Annotated in this window: 22 protein-coding genes; 8 read left to right on the top strand and 14 right to left on the bottom strand. The window is 70.6% G+C overall.

Annotated features, from left to right (window positions below):
* Positions 1 to 66: 66 nt before the first annotated feature.
* The 3 genes from ASG71_RS07525 to mtrA are packed head-to-tail and all read right to left on the bottom strand — an operon-like array spanning position 67 to position 4,257.
* Positions 67 to 1,782 carry an LpqB family beta-propeller domain-containing protein gene (locus ASG71_RS07525; RefSeq protein ID WP_056738024.1) on the bottom strand — a complete coding sequence of 572 codons (1,716 nt, stop codon included), beginning with the start codon at positions 1,780 to 1,782 and terminating at the stop codon, positions 67 to 69.
* Positions 1,779 to 3,563, bottom strand: coding sequence for an MtrAB system histidine kinase MtrB (mtrB, locus tag ASG71_RS07520; RefSeq protein ID WP_056738630.1), 1,785 nt, complete (start codon positions 3,561 to 3,563; stop codon positions 1,779 to 1,781). Before mtrB ends, ASG71_RS07525 begins: the two co-directional genes overlap by 4 nt.
* A 19-nt stretch (positions 3,564 to 3,582) precedes the next feature.
* Positions 3,583 to 4,257 carry an MtrAB system response regulator MtrA gene (gene mtrA, locus ASG71_RS07515; RefSeq protein ID WP_056738023.1) on the bottom strand — a complete coding sequence of 225 codons (675 nt, stop codon included), beginning with the start codon at positions 4,255 to 4,257 and terminating at the stop codon, positions 3,583 to 3,585.
* A 460-nt stretch (positions 4,258 to 4,717) separates the two neighbouring features.
* Between mtrA and ASG71_RS07510 the strand changes: the two genes are divergently transcribed.
* Genes ASG71_RS07510 through ASG71_RS07485 form a run of 6 tightly spaced genes read left to right on the top strand, consistent with a single transcriptional unit; the run spans position 4,718 to position 10,730 of the window.
* Positions 4,718 to 5,737 carry a hypothetical protein gene (locus ASG71_RS07510; RefSeq protein ID WP_235563951.1) on the top strand — a complete coding sequence of 340 codons (1,020 nt, stop codon included), beginning with the start codon at positions 4,718 to 4,720 and terminating at the stop codon, positions 5,735 to 5,737.
* Entirely contained in the window at positions 5,734 to 6,435 is a 702-nt protein-coding gene (locus tag ASG71_RS07505; RefSeq protein ID WP_056738625.1) for a DUF4129 domain-containing protein, read from the top strand. The genes ASG71_RS07510 and ASG71_RS07505 overlap by 4 nt, the downstream gene beginning before the upstream one ends.
* Positions 6,432 to 7,622, top strand: coding sequence for a DUF4350 domain-containing protein (locus tag ASG71_RS07500; protein ID WP_056738022.1), 1,191 nt, complete (start codon positions 6,432 to 6,434; stop codon positions 7,620 to 7,622). Before ASG71_RS07505 ends, ASG71_RS07500 begins: the two co-directional genes overlap by 4 nt.
* Positions 7,619 to 8,707, top strand: coding sequence for an AAA family ATPase (locus ASG71_RS07495; protein ID WP_056738021.1), 1,089 nt, complete (start codon positions 7,619 to 7,621; stop codon positions 8,705 to 8,707). The genes ASG71_RS07500 and ASG71_RS07495 overlap by 4 nt, the downstream gene beginning before the upstream one ends.
* A 3-nt stretch (positions 8,708 to 8,710) precedes the next feature.
* A complete protein-coding gene (locus tag ASG71_RS07490; RefSeq protein ID WP_056738020.1) occupies positions 8,711 to 10,003 on the top strand; it encodes a DUF58 domain-containing protein in 1,293 nt (430 codons plus the stop codon).
* Positions 10,004 to 10,019: 16 nt separating this feature from the next.
* Positions 10,020 to 10,730 carry a DUF4166 domain-containing protein gene (locus tag ASG71_RS07485; protein WP_056738019.1) on the top strand — a complete coding sequence of 237 codons (711 nt, stop codon included), beginning with the start codon at positions 10,020 to 10,022 and terminating at the stop codon, positions 10,728 to 10,730.
* On the opposite strand, the gene ASG71_RS07480 is transcribed toward ASG71_RS07485, so the two are convergent.
* The 8 genes from ASG71_RS07480 to ASG71_RS07445 form a co-directional block, all read right to left on the bottom strand.
* Entirely contained in the window at positions 10,727 to 11,758 is a 1,032-nt protein-coding gene (locus tag ASG71_RS07480; RefSeq protein WP_056738018.1) for a hypothetical protein, read from the bottom strand. The two genes, ASG71_RS07485 and ASG71_RS07480, sit on opposite strands and share 4 nt — an antisense overlap.
* Positions 11,759 to 11,760: 2 nt before the next feature.
* Positions 11,761 to 12,192 carry a chorismate mutase gene (locus ASG71_RS07475; protein WP_056738017.1) on the bottom strand — a complete coding sequence of 144 codons (432 nt, stop codon included), beginning with the start codon at positions 12,190 to 12,192 and terminating at the stop codon, positions 11,761 to 11,763.
* Positions 12,193 to 12,315: 123 nt separating this feature from the next.
* Positions 12,316 to 14,031 (bottom strand): ABC transporter ATP-binding protein, encoded by a 1,716-nt coding sequence (locus ASG71_RS07470; RefSeq protein WP_056738016.1) that lies wholly within the window; start codon positions 14,029 to 14,031, stop codon positions 12,316 to 12,318.
* Positions 14,028 to 15,062 carry an ABC transporter permease gene (locus ASG71_RS07465; RefSeq protein ID WP_056738015.1) on the bottom strand — a complete coding sequence of 345 codons (1,035 nt, stop codon included), beginning with the start codon at positions 15,060 to 15,062 and terminating at the stop codon, positions 14,028 to 14,030. The genes ASG71_RS07470 and ASG71_RS07465 overlap by 4 nt, the downstream gene beginning before the upstream one ends.
* A gap of 1 nt (position 15,063) precedes the next feature.
* The gene (locus tag ASG71_RS07460) at positions 15,064 to 16,155 is read right to left on the bottom strand and encodes an ABC transporter permease (protein WP_056738014.1); all 1,092 of its coding nucleotides are present in this window, start codon (positions 16,153 to 16,155) and stop codon (positions 15,064 to 15,066) included.
* 132 nt (positions 16,156 to 16,287) lie between these two features.
* Positions 16,288 to 17,922: an ABC transporter substrate-binding protein gene (locus tag ASG71_RS07455; protein WP_056738013.1), complete on the bottom strand. Its 1,635-nt coding sequence runs from the start codon at positions 17,920 to 17,922 to the stop codon at positions 16,288 to 16,290.
* A 700-nt stretch (positions 17,923 to 18,622) separates the two neighbouring features.
* Positions 18,623 to 19,747 carry a tRNA 2-thiouridine(34) synthase MnmA gene (gene mnmA, locus ASG71_RS07450; protein WP_082574934.1) on the bottom strand — a complete coding sequence of 375 codons (1,125 nt, stop codon included), beginning with the start codon at positions 19,745 to 19,747 and terminating at the stop codon, positions 18,623 to 18,625.
* A 118-nt stretch (positions 19,748 to 19,865) separates the two neighbouring features.
* Positions 19,866 to 21,092, bottom strand: coding sequence for a cysteine desulfurase family protein (locus ASG71_RS07445; RefSeq protein WP_056738011.1), 1,227 nt, complete (start codon positions 21,090 to 21,092; stop codon positions 19,866 to 19,868).
* 82 nt (positions 21,093 to 21,174) lie between these two features.
* On the opposite strand from ASG71_RS07445, the gene ASG71_RS07440 reads away from it, so the two are divergent.
* The gene (locus ASG71_RS07440) at positions 21,175 to 22,050 is read left to right on the top strand and encodes a DMT family transporter (RefSeq protein ID WP_056738623.1); all 876 of its coding nucleotides are present in this window, start codon (positions 21,175 to 21,177) and stop codon (positions 22,048 to 22,050) included.
* Here the strand turns inward: ASG71_RS07440 and ASG71_RS07435 are convergent.
* Entirely contained in the window at positions 22,019 to 22,735 is a 717-nt protein-coding gene (locus ASG71_RS07435; RefSeq protein ID WP_056738010.1) for a helix-turn-helix transcriptional regulator, read from the bottom strand. The two genes, ASG71_RS07440 and ASG71_RS07435, sit on opposite strands and share 32 nt — an antisense overlap.
* A gap of 94 nt (positions 22,736 to 22,829) precedes the next feature.
* Between ASG71_RS07435 and ASG71_RS07430 the strand changes: the two genes are divergently transcribed.
* Positions 22,830 to 23,243 carry a hypothetical protein gene (locus ASG71_RS07430; RefSeq protein WP_056738009.1) on the top strand — a complete coding sequence of 138 codons (414 nt, stop codon included), beginning with the start codon at positions 22,830 to 22,832 and terminating at the stop codon, positions 23,241 to 23,243.
* Positions 23,244 to 23,304: 61 nt separating this feature from the next.
* On the opposite strand, the gene ASG71_RS07425 is transcribed toward ASG71_RS07430, so the two are convergent.
* Complete coding sequence (locus tag ASG71_RS07425; protein ID WP_056738008.1) at positions 23,305 to 24,003, bottom strand: hypothetical protein; 699 nt, start codon at positions 24,001 to 24,003, stop codon at positions 23,305 to 23,307.
* Positions 24,004 to 24,019: 16 nt separating this feature from the next.
* Positions 24,020 to 24,922 (bottom strand): diacylglycerol/lipid kinase family protein, encoded by a 903-nt coding sequence (locus ASG71_RS07420; RefSeq protein ID WP_056738007.1) that lies wholly within the window; start codon positions 24,920 to 24,922, stop codon positions 24,020 to 24,022.
* Positions 24,923 to 25,001 lie beyond the last annotated feature (79 nt).

Here is a 25,001-nt window from a genome sequence, read left to right as displayed (position 1 = left end):
CGCCGCTGGCCCGGCCCGGAAGGCGTTCCGGCCGCTATGTGGACAGGCCGGTGCGGGCAGCCCGCGTCAGCCGGGGAAGGCCGGGTCGACGGCGCCCTTCAGCTGCTGCGACCAGCCGTTTCCAACCCGCTGGAAGATTCCCTCCGCGGATTGTCCGTAGATCTCCAGCGGCCCGTTGCCGGCGCTCAGCGCCGTCAGCCCGGGCCAAGGAGCCAGTTGCTGCGGCTGGCCGGCGGTCAGGGACAGCAGTTCGGGCGTCACGTTCCCGCTCTCGGAGGCCTTCATCACCGCCACGGTGGTGTCGTTGACCCAGACCCCCCGGTCCGGGGCGCGGGCCGGGAGCAGGGTGATCGGCGCGGTGAGGTCCCGGGGGGTGCCGTCGGCGTTACGGACAATGCCGGTGACCTGCACGCTGGTCTTGCCGTTGCGTTCGGAAATGACCAGGGCCCGGGTCCCCTCCCGGGAAACCCTGAACTCCTTCACGGTCCGGCCGGCCAGCCAGGACGGCGTGAGGGTCACCGCGGGGACAGTCGCGCCCGGGGCGACGCCGGCCGGCCGGTAGGCCAGCACCTGGGTGGCTCCGTTGCCGCCCGGCCCGGCGGTCCAGACCCAGTCGTAGCGCCCGAACGAGGGCCTCGACAGGGCGGCCCGCGTGGTGAGGGCGCGGGCCGGCTGGCCGGGCACGATCGAGTAGAGCGTGGTGCGGTTGCCGCTGAGGAACGCTGCCGCCTGGGAGACCGGGGATTCGGCGGGCAGCCGGGGCACGAGGGCCTTGACGGACCGCATGTCCGGCAGCGGGCCGATCTTGTTGTTCTCCACCCGGACCAAGTCATTGTCACTGACGGCGATCTGGTGCGCGGGCACGTCCTCGTCCCGCACCGGCGGCAGGACCGACCCGTCATCCTCCACCCGCACCAGGTCCTGGTTGGCCCGCAGCTCGACGTTGATCACGTCGGGCTGGCTCCGGAAGGTCAGGGCCAGCTGGGTCTGCATCCGCAGCCGGTCCTTGTTCGACGCTTCCACGAGTTCCTTTGCCGTGAGGTCCACCTGCGCGGCGCCGGAGACCACGGGCACCGATTCGCGGGCCAGCTTCATCCCCGAGGGGAAGGCGCTCACGACGGCGCCCTTCAGGTAGGGGGCCGGGCCGCCGAGCAGGGCGCTGGCCATGGCCTTAACCGTCTTCTTCTTGATGAACCAGCGCATGTCCGGCACCGCGTAGGTGAAGGTGGGGTCGTAGAAGTAGATCGGGTAGGCGCCGTAGATGACCTTGAACGTCTCCTCCGGAATCGCTGTCCCGTCCGGGATTTCGGCGATCCGCCACTCCCCGTCCACCTTGGTCAGCGTGGCCGGGATGTTTTCCTTCGATCCCGGCGGCATCGGGGTGGCGATGCCGTCGGCGTCGACGGAGTAGGCGAGGTCGAGTTCGTAGTTGTAGACGTTCTCGACGGCGGTACGCACCACCCGGGCGGAGCGGAAGACCAGCACCCGCTGGTCCGGCTTCCACTTCACCGAGGACGCCTGGGTGAGGTACTGGCGGGCCACCGCGTAGTCGTCCTCGTAGCCGCTGCCGGCAAGGTAGAAGTCCTCGATGACCGCTTCCGGCCCCGCCCCGGCACGCGGGGCCACCGGGAAGAAGACCGGGGCGTTGTTGGGTTTTCCAGCGCTCTCGTCGGTGCTTTTGCCGACCGGCCCGGAACGCGGGATCTGCGCGCAGGAGGCCAGCAGCAGCACCAGCGCCAGGAGCGCCGCGGTCACCGCTGCCAGCTTCGGGGTCCGGCTCATGGCTGCTCCTTAGCGCCCGCGGCGGACGCCGGGCGGGGGTCGGTCGCGGGCTGGTTCACCAGCAGTGTGGTGCGCTCCATCAGGACCCCTGCGGGTCCGACGTCGGCCGGTTCCAGCTGCAGCGGCGACCGCGTGATCGTCTCACCCCGGCGCAGCGGAAGGGTCAGGCGGAAGTTCGAGCCGCTGCCCTTCTCCCCCCAGGCCTGGAGCCAGCCATTGTGCAGTTTGGTGTCCTCGGTGGCGATGGAAAGACCCAGGCCGCTGCCGCCGGTGGTGCGGGCGCGGGCCGGGTCGGCCCGCCAGAAACGGTCAAAGACCCGGGCTGCTTCCGCGGCGCTCATGCCGATGCCGTGGTCCCTGACGGCAACCGCCACGGCGGTGTCGTTGGCCGCCACGGAGATGTTCACCGGACGGCCTTCGCCGTGCTCCAGCGCGTTCAGGACCAGGTTCCGCAGGATCCGGTCGATCCTCCGGTCATCCATTTCGACGACGATGCTGCCGGCGGGGGCATTCAGGGTCACCTCCGAACCGTATTCGGCGGCCACCGGGGCGACACCCTCGATCACGTGCGAGATGAGCTGGACGATGTCGGTCGGTTCCGCGTCGAGCATCGCCACGCCGGCGTCGAACCGGGATATCTCCAGCAGGTCGGCCAGGAGCGACTGGAACCGTTCCACCTGGTTGTAGAGCAGCTCGGCGGACCGTTTGTTGATCGGGTCGAAGTCGTCGCGGGCGTCGTAGAGGACCTCGGCGGCCATCCGGACCGTGGTTAGCGGTGTGCGCAGCTCATGCGAGACGTCGGAGACGAACCGCTGCTGCATCTGGGACAGCGTGGCCAGCTGGGTGATCTGCTCCTGCAGGCTGGCTGCCATGTGGTTGAAGGAGGCACCGAGCCGGGCGACTTCGTCCTCCCCCTTGACCACCATGCGCTCCTGCAGCTGGCCGGCCGCCAGCTTCTCGGAGACGACGGCGGCGTGGCTGACCGGGCTGACGACATTGCGGGTGACGTACCAGGCGACGGCGCCGATCATCAGCGCCAGCGCGGCGGCGCCGGCGAAGAGGACGTTCTGGATCTCGTCCAGCGTCTTCTGCGCCGTGTTCAGGTCGTAGATCAGGTAGAGCTCGTAGACCGTGCCGTTGAAGGTCACCTTGTTGCCGACCGCGATCCCGGGCCGGTCCTCGGTGCCCACCGGGAATTCGGTGGAGGCCCAGAACTGGTCCTTGCCAGAATCCTGCACCGCTTTGCGCAGCTCGGGCGGAATGACGCTGATGGTGAGCTGGTCGGAAGCCCGCGATTCGACCCACCGGTTGCGCGGCTTGGTCTGTTCCGGCATGGCTTCGAAGACGTAGCGGCGCTGGATCACCGAGCCGCGCCCCTCGACGGCGTTCAGCGTGTCGTAGACAAGGGTGATGACGCTGGACTGGTCGGTGACCTGGGCGCCGTCGAACGTGTCCTGGACCTGTTTGACGTTGTAGCGGGTCTCGGACTCGGCCTGGGCCAGGCGCTCCTGGAAGAGGTTGTGCGCGATCTGGTTGGACAGGTAGGCGCCCACTACAGCGAACGAACCGACCGCCAGCATCAGGGTGGTCAGGACGGTGCGGAACTGCAGGGAGCGCCGCCAGCGCCGGTGCACGGCGCGCAGCAGGTACCTGATGCCGGGCAGCAGCCGGGTGGCCCCGGTGCGCACCAGCCGCAGCACGCGGGCGGTGACGATCCGGGCCCGGCGGCTCCAGATCCGGGCGCGGAACAGCAGGGACTGGCGCGGCTCCGGACCGGGCAGGCCGGAATCGTCCGCCGGTTCAGGAACCTGCTTTGTAGCCGACACCACGGACCGTCAATACAACTTCGGGGGCTTCCGGGTCGCGTTCGATCTTCGAGCGGAGCCGCTGGACGTGGACGTTGACCAGCCGGGTGTCCGCGGCGTGGCGGTAGCCCCACACCTGTTCCAGGAGCAGCTCCCGGGTGAAGACCTGCCACGGCTTGCGCGCCAGGGCGACCAGCAGGTCAAACTCCAGCGGGGTCAGCGAAATCCGTTCGCTGTTGCGGCTCACCACGTGGCCGGCGACGTCGATCGTGACGTCGGCGATGCGGAGCGTCTCGGGGGCTTTCTGGTCGCCGGGGCGCAGCCGCGCCCGGACCCGGGCCACGAGTTCGGCCGGTTTGAAGGGCTTCGGCACGTAGTCGTCGGCGCCGGATTCGAGCCCGCGCACGACGTCGGAGGTGTCGGACTTGGCGGTCAGCATCACGATCGGGACATCGGACTCCCCGCGGATCTGGCGGCATACTTCGATGCCGTCCATGCCCGGGAGCATCAGGTCCAGCAGCACCAGGTCCGGTTTGGCGGAACGGAAGATGTCCAGGGCCTGGCTGCCGTCGGCGCAAAAGACGGGGTCGAAGCCGTCGTTGCGCAGCACAATACCGATCATCTCGGCCAGCGCCTCGTCATCGTCCACAACCAAAATCCGTGCCTTCATAGCTTATATATTCCCCTATTGAAATGGCTTTGTCGTATTCGGGCGGTTCCCGGCATGGCGCCGCCGGCGGAGGCGGGCGCCGGGGTGCTTGCGGCGGGCGGCCGAAACTATAGGCTGGGGGCAAGCTTGGCGCGGGCCCGCGCCGGCGGGTGGGCGCAGCGGAGATACGGGGCCAGGCCGCGGCGTCCGCAGGGCACTTTCTTTGGGGAGGAAAAGTTTGTCTGATCAGGAGCCGGGCGGTCCGCCGCCGTGGGGCCGACCGCCGGGGCCGCAGCCGACGTGGGGGCAGCAGCCGCAGTGGGGACAACCGGCGGGCAGCCAGCCGGCGTGGGGACAACCGCGCTGGGGGCAGCCGGCGGGCAGCCAGCCGCAGTGGGGACAACCGCCGCAGTGGGCCGCGCACCCCGGGCCGGGCTGGCCCGGGCCGCCGCGGTACGCGGCCCCGCCGAAGCCCGGCATCGTGCCGCTGCGCCCGCTGCTGTTCGGTGAAATCGTCGACGGCGCCTTCCAGGCCGTGCGGCGCAATCCGGCGGCCATGCTCGGTGCCGGGGTGATCGCCCAGGCCCTGGGTTCCGTCACGACTGCCGTGGTCCGCTCCGGCGTCGTCTCCACCGGACCGCTCGGCCCATGGCTGGAGTCCCTCGCCCCCGCCGACGCCGTATCCCTCGGCCTCGGCGTTGCCGGGGCCGCCATGCTGCTGTCGCTGCTGGCAATCCTTCTCTCGGTCGTCATGCAGGGCTTCATGGCGGTACCCGTCGCCCGGTCGCTGCTGAACCGCCCCACCGGGTTCCGCCAGATGTGGACGCTGGCGCGGTCCCGCACCGGCGCCCTCCTTGCCCTGGCCGTCGTGCTGGTGCTCGGTGCCGTGGCGGCCGTAGCCCTCGCCGTGGCCGCAACTGTCGCCGTGGTGGGCCTCCTCGACCGATCGGCCGGGGTGCTGCTGGTCATCCTGTTCCCGCTGCTGGCCGTGGTCCTGCTGTGGCTGGCCATCCGTTTCCAGGCAGCCCCTTCGGCGATCGCCGTGGAGGAGCTCGGTGCGTTTGCGGGCCTGCGCCGCTCCTGGCACCTGACCGGGGGCCACTGGTGGCGCATCTTCGGAATCACCCTGGTGGTGGGCCTGCTCGTCGGGGTCATCACCCAGGTCATCCTGATTCCCGTGAATCTCCTCGGCCAGGGGCTGGGCGGGACAGTCTTCGCCCAGGGCGGAGACGCCGGGGACCAGGCGGTCAACGCCGCCGTGGTGGTCCTCGGCACCGTCGTCGCCGCCCTGGTGGCCGCCGTCGGCTTCGCGTTCCAGACATCGACGGTCGCGCTGGTGTACCTGGATCTGCGGATGCGCAAGGACGGCCTCGACCTGGCCCTGATGCGGCAGCTCGAGTCCGGCGCCGAACCCGGCGGGGTTCCGGGCCGGACAGCCGCTGCCGACGGCGGCTCCCGCCCGTGGCCGCCGGCCCCCGGGTGGCCCCCGGTCCGCGGATGACGGCCGGTCCCGCGCCGCGCGTGGCGGCGGGATGGACCGCCGGCCAGCCGGAACCGCCGGTGCTTCCCGGCAGGGAGGAAGCCGCCCGCTGGGCGGCCGAGGAGCTCGCGAAAGCGCCCTACCGGGAGGCCCGGCCCAGCTGGCTCGACAATGCCCTTGCCGACTTCGCCCGCTGGCTGGATTCCCTCGCCCCGGGCGGGGTGGACGCGCCCGGGTCCGGCGTTGCGGTGGTGCTGCTGCTGGCCGCCGCCGCCGTCGTCATCGCCGTCGCCGTCCGGGTGGTACGGCCCCGGCTCAACGCCCGGCGGCCGGACGCCAGGGTCGTTTTCGAGGCCGGCACGGACCTCACCCCGGAGGCCCACCGCGGCCGGGCTGCCGCGGCGGCCGCGGCCGGGGACTGGTCCACCGCCGTGGTCGAGCAATTCCGCGCCCTCGTCCGGGCAGCTGAAGACCGGGCCGTCCTCGACCCGCAGCCAGGCCGGACGGCCGCCGAGGTTGCGGCCCGGCTGGGCCGGGCCTTCGGCGCCCATACCGCGGAACTGGACACCGCCGCAGCCCGCTTCGACGCCATCCGTTACGGCGGCGCCAACGCCGGACCCGCCGATCACGCAGAGCTTGCCGCGCTGGACGCGGCGCTGGCGGCCACTGCCCCGGACTACCGCCAGGGCGCGCCCGATGCCCTCGCCCGGCCACTATGACGGACCAGTCCGCCGCCGTCCGCCCGACCGCGGGGAACACCCCGACCCCGCGCCGGGCGTTCCGGCGGCACCGCACCTGGGCCATCCTCGCCGCCGTTTTTGTCGCCGCCCTGGTCCTCACGGCGGTCCTGCAACTGCAACCCCGCGGCGACCGGGCTGCCCTCTCCACCCGGAACGCCGCCCCCGAGGGGGCGCGCGCCACGGCGGAGATCCTGGGCCGGCACGGCGTCGCCGTGGAGCAGCAGGACTCTCTCGAGGGAACCGCCCGGGCCCTCGAGGCCGCCCGGCGCGCCGGATCCGGCACGACCGTCCTGCTCTACGACCGCAACGGCTACCTCGGCCGCGAGCAATTGCAGCAACTGCGCGAAGCTGCGGACCGGCTGGTCGTGGTCACCCCGCGGCTGACTACCCTGCAAGGTGTGGGCAGCGGGTTTGCGCAGGCCGGCGTGGTGCGGGACGGCACAGTCGAACTCGCCCCGGCATGCGCGGATGCCGATCCCGCCGCAGCCGGGTCGGTGTCGGCCGCGGACGGCTTCCTGTACCTCGGGGAGGCGGTTTGCTACCCGGCACCCGGGGGCCGGGGAGGCCTGTACGCCCGCAGCGCGGACGGCCGGACCGTGGTCCTGGGCACCACCGCCATCCTCAGCAACCGGGCCCTGGCCGAGCACGGCAACGCCGCCCTCGTGCTGCGCACCCTGGGCAGGGAGCAGCAGCTGGTCTGGTACCTGCCCGGGATGGCCGACGTGGCAGCCGCGGCGCACCCGGTCACCCTGGACGAGCTCGCCCCGCCGTGGACCCGCGTCATCGGGCCCTGGCTGGCCTTCGTGGCGGTGCTCGCGATGCTCTGGCGCGGCCGCCGGCTCGGGCCGCTGGTCTTCGAGCCCATCCCGGTGGTGGTCAAGGCGGTGGAGACGGCCGAGGGCCGTGCCCGCCTCTACCATGACGCAGGGGCCGTGGACCGGGCCGCGGACGTGCTCCGCGCCGGCTCGCTGGTACGGCTGGCCAGGGCGCTGCGGCTGGGCCCGGAAGCGGGCGCCGCCGTCATCGTTGAGGCCGCCGCCCGGCACCTGGGCCGTACCCCGGAAAGTGTCGCCGCCGTCGTTGACGACATTCCGCGGAGCGAAACCGGACTCGTGCACTTTGCGGAGCGCCTGGACAGACTAGAGAAAGAGGTACACGCCCGATGAACGATCTACCCGGTGTCACCGGCGGCGCCGCCGCCGCCGCGGAGGCCCCCGCCCCCTGGCCCGCGCCGCGGCCGGTCCCGCACCATGCCCCGCACCAGTCGGCGCACGGCCCCCGCCCGTGGGACGACCGGGACCCCGACCCCGTCCGGCAGGCGCTGCTGGCCGTCCGCCGTGAGGTGGCCAAGGCCGTCGTCGGGCAGGACGCCACCGTCACCGGAATGCTGATTGCCCTGCTGTCCCGCGGCCATGTGCTGATCGAAGGGGTGCCGGGCGTGGCCAAGACGCTGCTGGTGCGCAGCCTTTCGGCCGCCCTGAGCCTGGACACGAAGCGGATCCAGTTCACCCCGGACCTGATGCCCGGCGATGTCACCGGTTCGCTCGTTTACGATGCGCACAGCTCCGAATTCAGCTTCCGCGAGGGGCCGGTCTTCACCAACATCCTGCTGGCGGACGAGATCAACCGGACGCCGCCCAAGACGCAGGCCTCGCTGCTGGAGGCCATGGAGGAGCGGCAGGTCTCGGTCGACGGCGCCTCCCGCCCGCTTCCGGCCCCCTTCATCGTCGCGGCAACGCAGAACCCGGTCGAGTACGAGGGCACCTATCCCCTGCCGGAGGCACAACTCGACCGCTTCCTGCTCAAGCTGACCATGCCGCTGCCCGGCCGGGATGACGAGATTGAGGTGATCCGGCGGCACGCGGCCGGCTTCGACCCGCGCGACCTGGCCGCGGCCGGCGTGCGTCCGGTCGCCGGCCCGGCCGAGCTCGAGCAGGCCCGCCAGGCCGTGGCGGCCGTGGAGATCGGTCCCGAGGTCCTCGCGTACATCGTCGACGTCGTCCGCGCCACCCGAGCGGCGCCGTCGTTCCAGCTGGGCGTCTCGCCGCGCGGTGCTGCTGCCTTGCTGAACGGGGCCCGGGCCTGGGCGTGGCTCTCCGGCCGGGGCTTCGTCACCCCCGACGACGTCAAGGCCCTCGCACTCCCCTGCCTGCGGCACCGGGTGGCCCTGCACCCTGAAGCGGAAATGGACGGCGTCCAGGTCGACGGGGTACTCGGCAGCATCCTCGCGTCCGTGCCGGTCCCGCGCTAGGCCATGGCGGTTTCGGGACGCTTCGTGCTGCTGGCCCTGCTGGGCCTGGTTCCCGTCCTGCTCGTTCCCGGCTGGCAGTCCGCCATGGTCACGGTACTGCTGCTCGCCGCGGCCGCGGTCCTCGACCTGGCCCTCGCCGCCCGGCCCCGGGACCTCTCGGTGCACCGGGCGGACCCCGGCAACGTACCGCTCGGCGGTTCGGCGGAATCCGTGCTCACGGTGGCCAATGCCGGCCGCCGCGCCCTGCACGCTGTGGTCCGTGACGCCTGGCAGCCCTCGGCAGGCGCCCAGGAGCCGGTCCAGCGGCTGCTCGTCCCGGCGGGCGAACGCCGCAGGATGAAGGTTGCGCTCCGGCCCACCCGTCGCGGGGAACTGGCCGCGGCCCACGTCACGGTCCGTTCCTTTGGCCCGCTGGGACTCGCCGCACGGCAGCGGACGCTGCCCTGCCCCGCGTCGCTGCGCGTGCTGCCGCCGTTCCGCTCCCGCCGGCACCTTCCGTCCAAGCTTCGCCAGTTGCGGGAACTCGACGGCAAGGCCGCGGTCCAGATCCGCGGCGCCGGCACCGAATTCGACTCGCTGCGCGACTACGTCCGCGGCGACGACGTGCGTTCCATCGACTGGCGCGCCACGGCCCGCCGCTCCGCCGTCGTGGTCCGCACCTGGCGGCCCGAACGCGACCGCCGGGTGGTGATCCTGCTGGATACCTCGCGCACCGCCGCCGCCCGGATCGCCGACGAGCCGCGGCTGGATACCGGCATCGAAGCCGCGCTGCTGCTGGCAGTGCTCGCCGAACGGGGCGGTGACCGGGTCGATTTCCTCGCCTACGACCGCAGGCTCCGGGCCCGTGCCGGTTCGGCGGAGAAAGGGTCGCTGCTGGGCCGCCTCGTCCAGGCGATGGTCCCGCTCGCGGCGGAACTGATCGAACTGGACTGGCCCGGGATTCCCGCGCAGGTAGGGGCGGTCTCGAGCCACCGGTCGCTGGTCGTGCTGCTCACTGCGCTCGACGGCGGAGCCCCCGAGGAGGGGCTGCTGCCGGTGGCCGCCCGGCTGGCCCGGGAGCACGTGGTCGTGGTCGCTTCGGTCCGCGACCCGGCGCTCGGCCGGATGCCGCAGGACCGCTCAAGCGCCGCCGCGGTCTTCCGTGCCGCGGCGGCCGAACATGCCCTGCTCGAACGCGAGGCGGTCAGCGCCCAGCTGCGCCGCGCCGGCGTCGAGGTCGTCGACGCCGAACCGCAGCAGCTGCCGCCGGCGCTCGCGGACGCGTACATTCGTTTAAAAGCCGCCGGACGGCTGTGACCCCCAGGAGGATGCCGTGACCAGCTACGCCCCCATCTACCGGACCGGCCTCGGGCCCGACTTTGCCCGGCTGCAGCCGGAACTGCAGGAGTACTTCTCGCTCGCGCCGGGATCCGGGCACTTCGGCGTCGGCGAGGGCGTCTTCGACGTCGTCGGCTGCCGGCAGCGCTGGCTGCGGCCGTTGCTGCGGCTCGCGACCGGCGAGGAGGCGTTCTTCCCGGAGTACGGCGAAGGGATCAGGTTCCGGATCGAGAACCACGCCCACCTTGACCCGTTCGGACGGTCCAGCCTGACCGCCCGGCGGGAGATTTTTTTTCCGGGGACCACCAGGATCTTCTCCGACACCACCAGCCTGGACGCCACCGGCGGCGCCCCGAGGCTGGTCGACTACGTCGGCAGGTACCGCCGGCTGGTCACCGACCTGAGCCTGGCCGTGACGCCGGAGGGCAGGTTGCGCGGGGTGTCCGAGGCGTCGCGGCTGCTCCTGGGGCCGTTGCGGATTCCGTTGCCGGAACCGCTGGATGCCAAGGCGTACGCGGAGCAGTGGTGGGCCCAGGAGGAAGGCCGGCACCGGATCCAGGTCAAGGTGATCCAGCCGCAGCTCGGACTCGTGCTGGTCTACGCGGGACACTTCGATTACCGCCTGGAGCCGTACCCGGGCGGGACGTCTGCGCCGGGGCACCTGCCCGCCCCGGCCCGGCCGGACCGCTGGGAGGCCCGGGTCTAGCCGAGCGCGAGCTGGTTCAGCCCGTCCGCCACCTGTGTCAGCCGGCCCAGCACCGCCGTCGCGGAGGCCGGTATGTGCCCGGCGAGGCCGCCGGCGGGGGTGACGCGGACCGCGCCGAGCGCGGCGGCCGGAAGTCCAATCTGGCGCCACGGACGCCAGAGCGCCTCGACCGCTTCGGGCACCCGCGGCAGCGCCGCGGCGGGTTCGTCGACCGGCAGCACCCCGGCCCAGAGGCGCTTCCCGGCTTCCACCGCGGCGGCAAGGTGTTCCCACTGGCGGGAGGTCAGTGCCCGCAGCGGGACCGCGATCCCGTCCGCTCCGGCGGCGAGGATCCGCTCGAAGGGTGCTTCCACCTCGGGCACGGCGATGACAATCTCCGCGGCGCCCGCCGCACGCAGGGCGTCGACGACGAGCCGCCAGGATTCGGTGGCTTCGGAACCGGCCACCGCGCGCAGGGTGCGGTAGCCGCTGGAGGTGGGGATGGTCCCGGCCAGGACGGCGGCGATGTCGGGTTCGTCGAGCTGCACCGTGATCCGGGCTCCCGGCGCCGCGCCGGCCACCCGCCGCAGGAAGTCGTCCATCCCGGCGGCAAGCGATGCCGCGAGATCCCGGCGGGCGCCGTGGTCGATCAGGGCGCGTTCGCCGTGGTGCAGGTGGAGCCCGGCGGCGAGGCTGAGCGGTCCGCGCAGCTGGACCTTGATCTCCGGGGCCGGGGACTCCTCCGCTCCGATGAGATCGGCCAGGATGTTCAGGTCCGTGGAAAGCGCGGAGCGGGCGCGCAGGTAGTCCTTGCCCGGCCGGTCCACGAGCCGCCAGCCGTAGGGCTGGACGTCGGCGGCGAGGCCTTCGAGCAGCGAGGCCGTGCGGCCCAGAGCGTCCGAGCCGACGCCCCGGCCCGGGAGCTCGGCCAGGAAGGGCAGGTGCGGGCTGCCGAGCTCACCGCGGATGATGCGGCCGGCCTCCACAGGGTCCTCGCCGGGCCACGGGCCCAGCGCGGTGGCGGTGACCTGGCCGGGAAGATCAGGCACGGCTACGCCTCGGCGGCGACGGCGGGGTCCGCGGCGGCGTCGGCAGCCGAGGTCCGCTGCGCGGACGCCTCGTGGTCTTCGGCGATCGCCTCGTGGTGGCGGATGACCTCGCCGATGATGAAGTTCAGGAATTTTTCGGCGAAGGCCGGGTCCAGGTGGGCTTCGGCCGCGAGCCGGCGGAGGCGGGCGATCTGGGCGGTTTCCCGGCCGGGGTCACCGGCGGGCAGCTTGTGCGCGGCCTTGAGGAACCCGACCTTCTGCGTCGCCTTGAACCGCTCGGCGAGGAGGAAGACCAGGGTGGCGTCGATGTTGTCGATGCTGGAGCGGATCGAGAGCAGTTCCGCCATCACCGCGGGATCAACCTGCCCGGCCAGGGAACTGGCGGTGGGGTCGTAGCTGTCGGCGTCGGGGAGGTTCTGGTTCTGCTCGGTCATTGGTCCAGTTTAGGGGGCCGGGGCCGAAATCCCCCGGGTGTTAAGCGGCCGGGCCCGCCGTGCGCTGCGATCGTTCGCAGCTCACGGCGGGCCCGGCCCCGGGTTCGTTCCGGCTCAGTACAGCTAGGCGCCGAGCACCGCGCGGAACGCCTCGCGGCGTTTGGCCTGCTCGTCCGGGTCGGGAACCGGCAGGGAGGCGATGAGCTTCTTCGTGTAGTCGTGCTGCGGGTGTCCCATGACCTGGTTGCCCAGGCCCTGTTCCACCATCTTGCCCTTGTACAGGACGCCCACCCAGTGCGAGAGGATGTCCACAACGGCCAGGTCGTGGCTGATGAAGAGGCATGCGAACCCGAACTCGGCCTGGATGTCCTTGAACAGTTCCAGCACCTTGGCCTGCACCGAAACATCCAGCGCCGACGTCGGTTCGTCGGCAATCAGCAGCTTCGGGTTCAGGATCAGGGCCCGGGCCAGCGAGGCGCGCTGGCGCTGGCCGCCGGAGAGTTCGTGCGGGAAGCGCTCGGCGTACGACGCCGGCAGCTGCACCGATTCGAGCAGCTCCCGGGTGCGTTGGCGTGCCTGCGCCGGGGTCGGGTTGCCGTGGATGACCAGGGGTTCGGCGATGCATTCGCCGATGGTCAGCTGCGGGTTGAACGACGCCGCCGGGTCCTGGAACACGAAGCCGATCTGCTTGCGCAGCGGTTTGAAGGTGCGCTCCTTGAGGTTGAGCATCTCGTAGTCGAGCACCTTCAGGCTGCCGCCGGTGGTCTTGTTCAGGCCCGCGATGGCGCGGCCGATCGTGGTCTTGCCGGACCCCGATTCGCCCACCAGGCCGAACACCTCGCCCTCGGAGAGGGTGAAGCTGACGCCGTCGACGGCCTTGAACGCCGGGCTGCCAAGACGGCCGGGGTACTCGATGGTGAGGTTCTTCGCCTCGACGAGGACCTTCCCGCCCTGGTGGGCGCGTTCGGCCATGCCCGCCGAGGCCGAGTTCCGGCTCAGGTGCGGGACCGCGGCCAGGAGCTTCTTCGTGTAGTCCTGTTTCGGTTCCGCGAACAGCACCCGTGCGCTGGCCTCCTCGACGACGTCGCCCTGGTACATCACGACGACGCGGTCGGCGAGGTCGGCGACGACACCCATATTGTGCGTGATCAGCACGATCGAGGTGCCGTACTGGTCCCGCAGGTCGCGGAGCAGGTCGAGGATCTCCGCCTGCACGGTGACGTCCAGGGCGGTGGTCGGCTCGTCGGCGACGATCAGCCCGGGATTCAGCGCCAGCGCGGCGGCGATGACGACGCGCTGCTTCTGCCCGCCGGAGAACTGGTGCGGGTAGTAGTTGACGCGGGTCTCGGGGTCCGGGATGCCGACCTTGCGGAGGGCCTCGACCGCGCGGGCCTTGGCCTCCTTGGCGCTGACCTTGCCGGCACCGCCATGTTTGGCGTGGGCGCGGATGCCCTCGGCAATCTGCCAGCCCACGGTGAAGACCGGGTTGAGCGCCGTCGAGGGTTCCTGGAAGACCATGGCCACGTCGCGGCCGCGGATTTCCCGCAGCTTCGAGGCGCTGACGCTGATCACGTTGTTGCCGTTGATCAGCACCGCTCCGGAGCTGATGGCCGTCTCGGGCAGCAGGCCCAGGATGGTCTTGGCGGTGACGGTCTTGCCGGAGCCGGATTCGCCCACGATGGCGACGACTTCACCGGGGTTGACCTCCAGGCTGACATCCTTGACCGCATAGACGTCCCCCGCGTCGGTGGCGAAGGTGACCTTCAGGTGGTCGATGTCCAGCACAGGCCCGGCGCTGCGGGGCTGCTGGTCGGAAACTGAACCGATATTGGTGCTCATGAACTGCTCACTTCTGCTGAGACCGGCGCCTGGCTGCCGGCGGTGCCGGATCCGGCGGTGTCGGGCCCGGTTTTGCCGGGGGCCGCTTTCCTGCGGCCGCGCAGCCGCGGGTCGTTGAGGTCGTTGATGCTCTCGCCGACCAGGGTCAGGCCCACGACGGTGAGGACGATGGCGAGGCCCGGGAACACGCCGGTCCACCAGATGCCGGAGGTAGTGTCCGCCAGCGCCTTGTTCAGGTCAAAGCCCCACTCGGCGGCCGACGTCGGCTCGATGCCGAAGCCGAGGAAGCCCAGGCCCGCGAGGGTCAGGATCGCTTCGGAGGCGTTCAGCGTGAAGATCAGCGGCAGGGTGCGGGTGGCGTTCCGGTAGATGTGCCGGGTCATGATCCGGATGTTGGACGCGCCCACCACCTTGGCCGACTCGACGAACGGCTCGGCCTTGAGCCGGATGGTCTCCGCGCGGATGACGCGGAAGTACTGCGGGATGAAGACCACCGTGATGGAGATGGCTGCGGCCAGGATTCCGCCCCACAGGCTGGAGCGGCCGCCGCTGATGACGATGGCCATCACGATGGCCACGAGCAGCGACGGGAACGCGTAGACGGCGTCGGCGACGACCACGAGGATCCGGTCCAGCCAGCCGCCGATGTAGCCGCTGACCAGGCCGAGGATGACGCCGATGAAGATCGACATGATCACGGCCACGATGATCACCAGGACGGCGGTCTGCGCACCCCACACCACGCGGGAGAACACGTCGTAGCCGCCCACGGTGGTGCCCAGCAGGTGCTTGCCGCCGGGCGCCTGCTGCGCCGGGAAGTTGCCCTCGGCATCGGAAATCTGCGAGAACCCGAACGGCGCGATCAGCGGAGCGAAAATCGCGGTGAGCAGGAACAGCCCGGTGAGGACCAGCCCGGTGACGAGCATGCCGCGCTGGAGCCCGACGCTCTTGTTGAAGTGGGAAATGACCGGGAGCCTGCGGAACCACGGGTCCCGGCGGCTCTCGGCGGCGATGGTTGGTTCGATGCTCATGTCAGTACCTCACGCGGGGGTCGATCAGCGCGGCGACGATGTCCACGATGAAGTTGGTCACGGCCACGATGACGGCGAGGAGCACGACGATGCCCTGCACGGCCACGAAGTCGCGGGCCGTCAGGTAGGTCGCCAGCTGGAAGCCGAGGCCTTTCCATTCAAAGGTGGTCTCGGTCAGCACGGCGCCGCCGAGCATGACCGCGATCTGCAGCCCCATGACGGTGATGATGGGGATGAGCGCCGGCTTGTAGGCGTGCTTGGTGACCAGGCGGAACTCGCTGACGCCGCGGGAGCGTCCTGCCTCCACGTAGTCCTTGCCGAGGGTGCCGATCACGTTGGTGCGGACCAGGCGCAGGAAGATGCCGGCAGTCAGCAGGCCCAGGGCGACGGCGGGAAGCACCGCGTGCGCGAAGACGTCGCCGAGTGCGGCCATGTTGCCGCTGCGCAGCGAGTCCAGCCAGTAGATGCCGGTGGGTGCCTGCAGCGCGGTGAGGGCCAGTTCCGTGGAGGTCTTGGCCCGGCCGGCGACGGGCAGCCAGCCCAGCCAGACGGCGAAGGTCAGCTTCAGCAGCAGGCCGGCGAAGAAGACGGGCGTGGCGTAGCAGAGGATCGCGAAGATGCGCAGTACGGCGTCGGCGGCCTTGTCGCGGCGGTGCGCGGCGATCATGCCCAGCGGGATGCCCACCAGCAGTGCCACGAGCAGCGCGTTTATGGACAGTTCCAGGGTGGCCGCACCGTAGGTGGTCAGCATCTCGGAGACCGGGCGGTTGTCCGAGAGGGTGGTGCCGAAGTTGCCGGTGATGAGCTGTCCGAGGTACTCGAAGTACTGCACGAAGATGGGCCGGTCGTAGCCGGCGGCGTGGATGCGTTCGGCCAGCTGCTCCGGAGGGAGCCGGCCGCCGAGGGCCGCGGTGATCGGGTCGCCGGTGATCCGCATCAGGAAGAACACGAGCGTGACCAGGATGAAGATGGTCGGGAAGATCAGCAGGAACCTGATCAGGATGTACTGGCCCAGTCCCCCACCGGACGCCTTTTTCTTTGTCGGCAATAGGCCGTCGGCGTCGCTGGGCGGCGCCTCAATAAGTGTTGTCATTGGTACCTAAAGTTGTGCTTCCGTCGGCTTCGTGGGCTTCCGGAATCGGTTGTCCCGCTACCCGCAAGAAAGGCGGGACGCCGCGCGGGCGCCCCGCCTCCTTGGCTGGTCAGGACCGGATGGGGATTGGACCTACTTGGAGATCACACCAAGACGGGTCTTGAAGGACGCGTCGAGGGTCTTTTCGACACCCTGGACGTCCTTGCCGGCGACCATGAGCTGGGCGCCCTGCAACAGCGGCAGCGTGGAGAGGTCCTTGGCGACGGCGGTCTGGGCCTCGCCAAGCAGCTTCTCGCGCTCGGTCTTGTCCACCGTGGTGAGCTGCTTCTTGATCAGATCGGTCACGGTGGGGTTCTCGTAGTGGTTCTTCAGGAAGTTGCCCGGGATGAAGAACGGGGTCAGGTAGTTGTCGGCGTCGGAGTAATCCGGGAACCAGCCGAGCTGGTAGACCGGGTAGACGTCGGCGGTGCGGTCCTTGGAGTAAGTAACCCACTCGGTGGACTGCAGGTCGACCTTAAACAGGCCGGACTTTTCGAGCTGCTCCTTGATCATGGCGTACTCGTCGCCCGAGGACTTGCCGTAGTGGTCCGGGTTGTACTGCAGCTTCAGGGTGACGGGGGCGGTGACGCCGGCGTCGCTGAAGGCCTTCTTGGCCTTGTCGAGGCTGGGCTTGCCGCTGCCGTCGCCGTACATTTCCTTCAGCGGCGTGATGGCGCCGACGAAGCCGTCGGGGACGACCGAGTAGGCGGGCAGGTAAGTGCCCTTGTAGACCTGGTTGGCGATCGCGTCACGGTCGACGACGTTGGCCATGGCCTGGCGGACGGCGAGCGCCTTCTTCGGGTCGGCGTCGGCGCTCTTTGCGCCAAACGGCATCGTGTCGAAGTTGAAGACGATGTAGCGCAGCTCGCCGCCCGGGCCCTTGTGGACCTTGACCTTGGAGTCCTTCTCGAGGTCGGCGGCGTCGGTCGCGGTCAGGCTGCGGCCGGCGACGTCGATGTTGCCCTGCTGGACGTCCAGCTTCAGGTTGTTCGAGTCGGCGTAGTACTTGATCGTGGCGCTGTCGTTGGCCGGCTTGCCGAGCAGACCCTGGTAGTCAGGGTTGGCCTTGAGGCTGACGAGCTCGTTCTTCTTGTAGCTCTCGATCGTGTACTGACCGGCGAAGGGCTTGCCCTTGACGATCTCGTCGTCGCTCATCAGCTTGTCCGCGGCGAAGACCTCTTCGTCGATGATCGGACCGGCGTTGGCGGCGAGCACGCCGGGGAAGACCTGATCGTTGCCTTCCTTGAGCTTGAAGACCACGGTGGAGTCGTCCTTGACTTCCACGGAGGCGAGGTTGCCCAGCAGGGAGGCCGGGCCGTTGTCATCGTTGATCTTGACGATGCGGTCGATCGAGAACTTCACGTCGGAGGACGTCAGCGCGTGGCCGTTGGCGAACTTCAGGCCGGGCTTGAGCTTGACGGTGTATTCCGTCGGGCTGGTGAAGGATGCGGACTCGGCGATGTCCGGGGTGGAGTCGGCCGTTCCGGGCTTCGAGTTCATCAGGAACGGGTAGATCTGGTTCATCACCATGAACGAGCCGGCATCGTAGGAGCCGGCCGGGTCAAGGGTGACAACCTTGTCCGTGGTGCCGTAGGTAATGGTGCCTCCGCCTGCGGCGCTGCCGGAAGCGGTTCCGCCGCCGGAAGGGCCGGTGCAGGCCGTCAATGCAAAGGCGGAAACCCCGGCAAGCGCGATGGCGCTCCGCAGGGCCTTGTTGTTCATTGCCATCTGTGAACTTTCTGTTCGATGAGTACTAGTGCGCAGCCCGAAGTAGCTTGACTCGTTGGGAGCCCACTGTCCTGATTCCTAGATTCAACCAGAAGACCCGGGGCAGAATCGTCGAATCTTGTGAGTTGAGACACAAAATTTACACGACGCGGGCGAAGTTGGCGTTTTCTTCGGCAGCAGGGGCCGTTCTCCGGCGTTTTAACCCGGGGCTGAGGGGTCCGCCGGCTGCGTTCCGGGACGGCCGCACGGCGCCGGCACCTCGGAGCGGACATGCCCATCACCCGGCATCGGCGACGGACATGCCCATCCCCCGGCATCGGCGACGGACATGCCCATCCCCCGGACCGGCCACCGGGCATAATCCTGAAATGCCCAGCCGTGGCCCCAAGGAATGGGCATGCTCAACGGCCGGGCAGGCCGGAGGATGGGCATGTCCAGCGGCGGCCAGCAAGGACGGGCATGTCCAGTGCAGAAGTGGCTTTACGGTCGCGGCCTTGGTTTTCACGCGGCGTGCGAGCCTACAGGCGGGAACAGACAGCCCCCGGCGCGCTTTAGCCCTACGGAATCCGCATCTTCACCCCGGTTGGGGACGGACATGCCCATCCCCCGGCTCAGCCAGTGGGCATAACCCTGAAATGCCCAGCCGTCGCCCTCAAGAACGGGCATGCTCAACGGGCCGCGCGGGCCGAGGGCGGGGCAGTTAGAGCGCAGCGCGCTGCAGCGACCGGGCGGCGTCGATGGTGGCCTGGCCCAGGACCCGGCTGCCCTGGTAGAGCACCACGGTCTGGCCCGGGGCGACACCGCGCAGCGGTTCCACCAGCGTGACCACAAGTTCGCCCGAACCCGCGGCGTGGTCCATGCGGGCGGTCGCCGGAACCGGGTCGCCGTGGGCGCGGACCTGCGCATGGCAGTCGAACTGATCGCCGGTGGCGATCTCGGCGATCGGGAGCCCGGCCCAGGAGACCTTGATGCCGCGGATCTCATCGATGGCCAGCAGCGCCTCCGGGCCCACCACCACCTTGTTTTCCTTCGGCCGGATTTCCAGCACGAAGCGCGGCTTGCCGTCTGCGGCCGGGGTGCCCAGCTTCAGCCCGCGCCGCTGGCCGACGGTGAAGGCGTTGGCTCCCGGGTGCTCGCCGACCTTGGCGCCGGACTCGTCCACGATGTCACCGGACGTCATCTCGATCTTCTCGGCCAGCCAGCCGGCGGTGTCGCCGTCGGGGATGAAGCAGATGTCGTGGCTGTCCGGCTTGTTGGCCACGGACAGGCCGCGGCGCTCGGCCTCGGCCCGGACCTCGGCCTTGGACGGGGTGTCCGCAAGCGGGAACATCGAGTGGCGGAGCTGTTCGTGCGTGAGGACCCCGAGCACGTAGCTCTGGTCCTTGGCCCAGTCGGCGGCGCGGTGCAGCTCCGGGTTGCCCTCGGCGTCGGTGATGACCTTGGCGTAGTGGCCGGTGCAGACGGCGTCGAAACCGAGCGCGATCGCCTTCTCGAGCAGGGCAGCGAACTTGATCCGCTCGTTGCAGCGCATGCAGGGGTTCGGGGTGCGGCCGGCGGCGTATTCGTCGATGAAGTCCTGGACGACGTCTTCCTTGAACCGCTCGGAGAAGTCCCAGACGTAGTAAGGGATGCCGAGGACATCGCACGCGCGCCAGGCGTCGCGCGAGTCCTCGATGGTGCAACAGCCTCGGCTGCCGGTGCGGAGGGTGCCGGGCATGCGGGACAGGGCCAGGTGGACCCCGACGACGTCGTGGCCCGCCTCAACGGCGCGTGCTGCGGCGACGGCGGAATCGACGCCGCCGCTCATGGCTGCTAGAACTCGCATGCTGGCTTTCTCCAGGGAACGGGGGGACGCGGACGGCGGCTAGCACACGCCCGCCGTACCAGTCTATCGCCGCGCCGAATGCTGCCCCAAAAAGCGCCGCCCGGCGGCAGCGGGATGCCTAGCCCCGGGCGGACTGGCGGGCCACGGTGCCTGCGGTCTGGATGCTGGATTCGTGACCGGCCATGCCGGCCTGGCGGGCCCGGGCGTAGGCGCCCGGCAGGGCCGCCAGCAGCGCGTCGACGTCGGCCTCGGTGGACGCATGGCCGAGGGTGAAGCGCTGGGCACCCCTGGCCGTGTCCTCGTCCAGGCCCATGGCGAGCAGCACGTGGGAGGGGCGCGGCACGCCGGCGGTGCAGGCGGATCCGGTGGAGGACTCCACCCCGGCGAGGTCCAGCAGGAACAGCAGTGAGTCGCCCTCGCAGCCGGGGAAGGTGAAGTGCGCGTTGCCGGGCAGCCGGCCGGCGCCGGCAGCGCCGCGGAGCACGGCTTCCGGGACGGCGGCGCGGACACCGTCGATCAGCCGGTCCCGCAGCGCGGAGATCCGGGCGGACTCCGCCGCCAGGTTGACGGTGACGGCCTCCGCCGCCGCGGCGAAGGCGGCGATCGAGGCCGTGTCCAGGGTGCCGGAGCGCACGTCGCGTTCCTGTCCCCCGCCGTGCAGGACCGGGGTCAGCGCCACGGCACGGCCCAGCAGGAGCGCCCCGACACCGACCGGCCCGCCGATCTTGTGGCCCGAGACGGACATGGCGTCCAGGCCTGTTCCGCGGAAGTCCACCGGCACGGAGCCGAAGGCCTGGACCGCGTCGGAGTGCACCGGCACCCCTGCGGCGTGCGCCAGCGCCACGACGTCGGCGACCGGCTGGATGGTGCCGACTTCGTTATTGGCCCACATGACGGTGACCAGCGCGATCGACCCGGGATCGTCGGCGAGTTCGGCCTCCAGGGCGGCGAGGTCCAGCACGCCGTCGGCGTCCACGGGCAGCCAGCGGACCTCCGCGCCTTCGTGCCGTTCGAGCCATTCGACGGTGTCCAGCACGGCATGGTGTTCGACGGCGGTGCACAGGATACGGGTCCGGCGCGGATCAGCTGCCCGGCGGGCCCAGTACAGGCCCTTGACGGCCAGGTTGTCCGCTTCCGTGCCGCCGGATGTGAAAATGACCTCCGAGGGATGCGCTCCGGCCGCCGCCGCAAGCGTCTCCCGGGCATCCTCGACCGTCGCACGGGCCCGGCGCCCGGATCCGTGCAGGGAGGACGGGTTGCCGGTGCGGGACAGTTCCCGCGTCAGGGCCGCCAGCGCCTCCGCGGCGAGCGGCGTGGTCGCGGCATGGTCAAGGTATACAGGCACGGACCAATTCTACCGTGGCGGCACGGAAGCCCGCCCTGCCGCAGCAGGCGAAAGCAGCCGCGTGCTGGTGTACATTCGAGCGGTGAAAGCGCCCCTGTACCTTGTTCTGGCGACCTTGTTCTGGTCCGGAAATTTCGTCGTCGGCCAGGCTGCGGTGGCCTCGATGACGCCGCTGGACCTGACCTTCTGGCGCTGGACGCTGGCGGCGGTACCGCTGCTCGCCCTGGCCCACTTGGTTGAGAAGCCGGACTGGCGGGCGGTCTTGCGCCGCTGGCCCGTACTGCTGCTGCTCAGCGCGCTGGGAATGAGCGGCTACACCCTGCTCCTCTACACGGCGCTGGGGTACACCTCCGCCATGAACGCCTCGCTGATCACGGCGGCCAATCCTGCCCTGATCGTGGTGATGGCCATCGTGCTGCTCGGCGAACGAACGACGCGGCTGGGTTGGCTAGGCATCGGCCTGGGCCTGCTGGGCGTCCTGCTGGTCCTGACCCGCGGCGACCTGCAGCGGGTGGCCAGCCTTTCGATCAACACCGGCGAACTGCTGATGATCGGCGCGATCATCGTCTGGGGCGGCTATACGATCATTGCCCGCCGGCTGGGGGTCCCTCCGATCGCCGCCACCGCGGTGCAGGTGGCCATGGCCACCGTGACGCTGGCACCCCTCGCGCTCGTCCAGCACGTGCGGCTGCCCGATACCCCGGCCGAGGCCTGGTCACTGGGCTACATCGCCCTGTTCCCCTCGCTGGGCGCCTACCTGTTCTGGAACCTGGCGCTCAAGACCACGCCGCCGGGGACCGCGGGGAACTACCTGAACCTGATGGTCGTCTTCACGGCGGCGATCACGCTGGCGCTGGGCACGCCGCTGACGCCGGTGCAGGTGGTGGGCGGGATCCTGGTGGTCGCCGGGGTCCTGCTGACCGGCCTCAAGGGGCAGCCGAGGCCTGCGCCGGCCTGATCCGCGCGCAGCACTGCGCCGGGGCTGCTTCCCCCCGGGACCGCAGGTCGGCGATGTCGAGCGCTTCCACGCGGCCGGGGTCCTCGCCGCAGCCCTCGGCGACTCCGGCCAGGAAAGCGCCGTTCATGGCGCACACGGTTCCGGCATGGCCCTGGGCCACCCGGTGGAACGGGCAATTGAGCAGCGTCAGCCCGCCCTCGCCGTCGTCCACCGGCCGGTATCCCTCGGCGGTAAGCAACCCGGCGAACCCGGTTCCGCCGGCGGCTTCCGCGGCATCGCGGCCACGGGCGCGGGCCACCCGCAGCAGCGCGTCCCCCACCGGGCCGCCGCCGGCCGCGGTTTCTTCCACGGCGGCGACCAGCAACTCCGCGGCAAGGTCGTAACTGCGCTCCGGAACCGACGCCGAGACTTCCTGGACGGCCGCACGGTAGAGCTTGGCCGGCCGCCCGGAGCCGGGACCGCTGCGGTCGCCGAGTTTGCGGAAGTCCGCGACCAGCAACCCGTCCCCCACCAGGCGGTCCAGATGGAACGAGGCCGTGCTGCGCGCCAGCCCCAGCGCCTCGGCCGTATCGTCACGGCCGACGGCCCGGTCCGCTGCCGCCACGAAGTCAAAGATCCTGCGGCGGTTCTGGTCGGCCAGGGAAGCGACGGCGGATACCCTGCGGGTCCACGGAAAACGGGTCATAAAGCCAGCCTAACTCTAAAACTAAGATCCGTTGCTTTAGTCCGGGGCCGGTTCTAAAATCAAGGTATCTATTTTTAGAAGTTAGGAGCGGACGATGAAAACCTCACCATTGCCGGCGGCAACGGCCCCGGCGGTTCTGCCCGGGACGCAGGGGCAGGCCTTCCTGCTGCTGCGGACCGTCTTTACGGTGGCCCCCATCCTGTTCGGGCTGGACAAGTTCACCAACCTGCTCACCGACTGGACGATGTACCTCGCGCCGGCGGCCACTGCCGTCATTCCCCTGCCGGCCCAGAACTTCATGTACATCGTGGGCGTCGTTGAGATTATTGCCGGCATCGCCGTGGCGGTCCGGCCGCGCTTCGGCTCGCTGCTGGTTGCCGTCTGGCTGCTCGGCATCATCGTCAACCTGCTGGTTCTGGGCAGCTTCTATGACGTGGCCCTGCGGGACTTCGGCCTGATGGTCGGCGCGCTTGCCCTGAACAGGCTCTCGCCGCGGCACCGCCGGTAGCCGGACGCCGCCGGTCTGCCTGCACGGCAGGTCGGCCGCGGCGTCGCACGGCCCGGCGGGATCAGGCCGACGGCGGCAGCACCGCCAGCCGGTCCGCGACGTCGGCCCGGGCGGCGGCGAGCGCCGCGGCGCTGGGGCACGAGACCGAGACGTAGATCGATGAGCCCGCCTTCGCAAAGACCCTCGCGTAGCTTGCCGTGGCCCGGGCACCCGCCCTCTTGCCGCCGTCGAGCACCAGGACCTGGACCCGCGGGCCCGGTTTGCCCGGCTCGCCGCCCCAGCGCAACTGGGCAGTCTTGAGGTAGGACGGCAGGATACTGGCGTCCAGGTAGTGGAAGAGCGCCTCGGTGGACGCCTTATCGTCGCCGGCCTCGGCGAGCGGCCACTGGTTTTCACGGACCTTGGCGGCGACCACGCAACCGGCGCCGTTGCGGTACTCGCTCGCCCCGGCCACGGCCTGCCGGCCGCGCTTCCAGCCCGGCGCATCGCCCAGCCCGTCGGAGAGTTCCACCGGCACCCCGGCCGCGAGGGACCCGCCAGCGCTAAACGGCAGGTCCCGCGCCGCGACCGCCTCGGCGTCATGGCCCGGCGTGATGCTGGGGGTGGCGATGCCGGCAGGACTGCCGGCCGGCACGGGCGCCCCGGGATCGGGAACTCCGACGCTGCACCCCGCCAGCAGCGTCGCCAGCACCCACGCCCCGGCCAGGCCGCCGGCACCGCGGCGCCCCGCGCCTGCAGCCTTCCGCCCCTGCCCCACCATCGCTGTTCCGCCCTTCCTATGCCAGGACCCGGAGCGCGGCCGGGACGACGTCGATCACCAAGGGCAGCGGTCCGATCCGCTCCCCGTCCGCGTACGCGACCACGCCGCGCGCCTCCAGCTCAACCCGCCGGACGCGGCGGAGCTGCACGGCCGGATGGTCCACGTGCCGGCCGGAAAACACCTTGGGGAATACGGCCAGGAAACGGGCGCGCGAGAGCGGCGTGACGATGAACAGGTCAAGGAAGCCGTCGTCGAGCGCGGCGTCCGGAGCGACCTTCATGCCGCCGCCGATCGACTGGCCGTTGGCCACCGAAATGAGCATGGCTCCCTGCTCCCAGCGCTCGCCGTCGGCGGTGACGGTGTACTCGATGGCGCGGAACGTGGCCAGTTCCCGCAGCATGGCCAGGTTGTACCGGGCCTGTCCCCGCGGCCGGCGCCAGGCATTGGCGCGCTCGTTGACCGCGGCGTCAAAGCCTGCGGACACGACCCCGGCAAACCAGTGGGTCCGGCCGCCGGAGCTGATCCTGCCGGCGTCAATCAGCCGTCCGCCCGACGCCAGGCCGGCCAGGACGCGAGCGGCGGCGGCCGGGGTGTCGTGCCGCGGCAGTCCGAGCGCGCGTGCCACGTCATTGCCCGTCCCGCTCGGGATGATGCCCAGGGGCGTGGCTCCGTAGGGCGCACCCGAGCCGGCGAGCGCGTTCACGCCCAGGTGCACCATGCCGTCGCCGCCGGCCACCACGAGCGCGTCAACCCCGTCGGCGAGAGCTTTGTCCACGGCCCGGGCCAGGGTCTCGTAGCTGTCCTCGCTGAGCAGCAGGACCTCTGCCCCGGCGGCGCGGAAGCAGGCCGCGGCGTCCCGGCCGGCCTGCGGGCCGCGGCCGAAGGAGGCGCGCGGGTTGACGGCCAGGGCGATCTTCATGGGCTGAATTATGCCAGCCGGCGGGAACCACCGGGGGCCACACGCTCGTTGTCCAGCCAGCCGGTTAAACTATCCAGGC

It is taken from the genome of Arthrobacter sp. Soil763 (assembly GCF_001428365.1).
Classification (GTDB): Bacteria; Actinomycetota; Actinomycetes; order Actinomycetales; family Micrococcaceae; genus Arthrobacter.
This window is presented reverse-complemented; position numbering and strand designations above follow the sequence as displayed.

Excerpts from the sequence above, each read along its gene's own strand:
- ASG71_RS07500 (WP_056738022.1), top strand. The coding sequence starts at position 6,432 with ATGACGGACCAGTCCGCCGCCGTCCGCCCGACCGCGGGGAACACCCCG.
- ASG71_RS07425 (WP_056738008.1), bottom strand. The coding sequence starts at position 24,003 with ATGGTGGGGCAGGGGCGGAAGGCTGCAGGCGCGGGGCGCCGCGGTGCC.
- ASG71_RS07455 (WP_056738013.1), bottom strand. The coding sequence starts at position 17,922 with ATGGCAATGAACAACAAGGCCCTGCGGAGCGCCATCGCGCTTGCCGGG.
- ASG71_RS07475 (WP_056738017.1), bottom strand. The coding sequence starts at position 12,192 with ATGACCGAGCAGAACCAGAACCTCCCCGACGCCGACAGCTACGACCCC.
- ASG71_RS07470 (WP_056738016.1), bottom strand. The coding sequence starts at position 14,031 with ATGAGCACCAATATCGGTTCAGTTTCCGACCAGCAGCCCCGCAGCGCC.
- mnmA (WP_082574934.1), bottom strand. The coding sequence starts at position 19,747 with ATGCGAGTTCTAGCAGCCATGAGCGGCGGCGTCGATTCCGCCGTCGCC.
- ASG71_RS07505 (WP_056738625.1), top strand. The coding sequence starts at position 5,734 with ATGACGGCCGGTCCCGCGCCGCGCGTGGCGGCGGGATGGACCGCCGGC.
- mtrA (WP_056738023.1), bottom strand. The coding sequence starts at position 4,257 with ATGAAGGCACGGATTTTGGTTGTGGACGATGACGAGGCGCTGGCCGAG.
- ASG71_RS07495 (WP_056738021.1), top strand. The coding sequence starts at position 7,619 with ATGAACGATCTACCCGGTGTCACCGGCGGCGCCGCCGCCGCCGCGGAG.
- ASG71_RS07490 (WP_056738020.1), top strand. The coding sequence starts at position 8,711 with ATGGCGGTTTCGGGACGCTTCGTGCTGCTGGCCCTGCTGGGCCTGGTT.
- ASG71_RS07420 (WP_056738007.1), bottom strand. The coding sequence starts at position 24,922 with ATGAAGATCGCCCTGGCCGTCAACCCGCGCGCCTCCTTCGGCCGCGGC.
- ASG71_RS07525 (WP_056738024.1), bottom strand. The coding sequence starts at position 1,782 with ATGAGCCGGACCCCGAAGCTGGCAGCGGTGACCGCGGCGCTCCTGGCG.
- ASG71_RS07460 (WP_056738014.1), bottom strand. The coding sequence starts at position 16,155 with ATGACAACACTTATTGAGGCGCCGCCCAGCGACGCCGACGGCCTATTG.
- ASG71_RS07465 (WP_056738015.1), bottom strand. The coding sequence starts at position 15,062 with ATGAGCATCGAACCAACCATCGCCGCCGAGAGCCGCCGGGACCCGTGG.
- ASG71_RS07435 (WP_056738010.1), bottom strand. The coding sequence starts at position 22,735 with ATGACCCGTTTTCCGTGGACCCGCAGGGTATCCGCCGTCGCTTCCCTG.
- ASG71_RS07430 (WP_056738009.1), top strand. The coding sequence starts at position 22,830 with ATGAAAACCTCACCATTGCCGGCGGCAACGGCCCCGGCGGTTCTGCCC.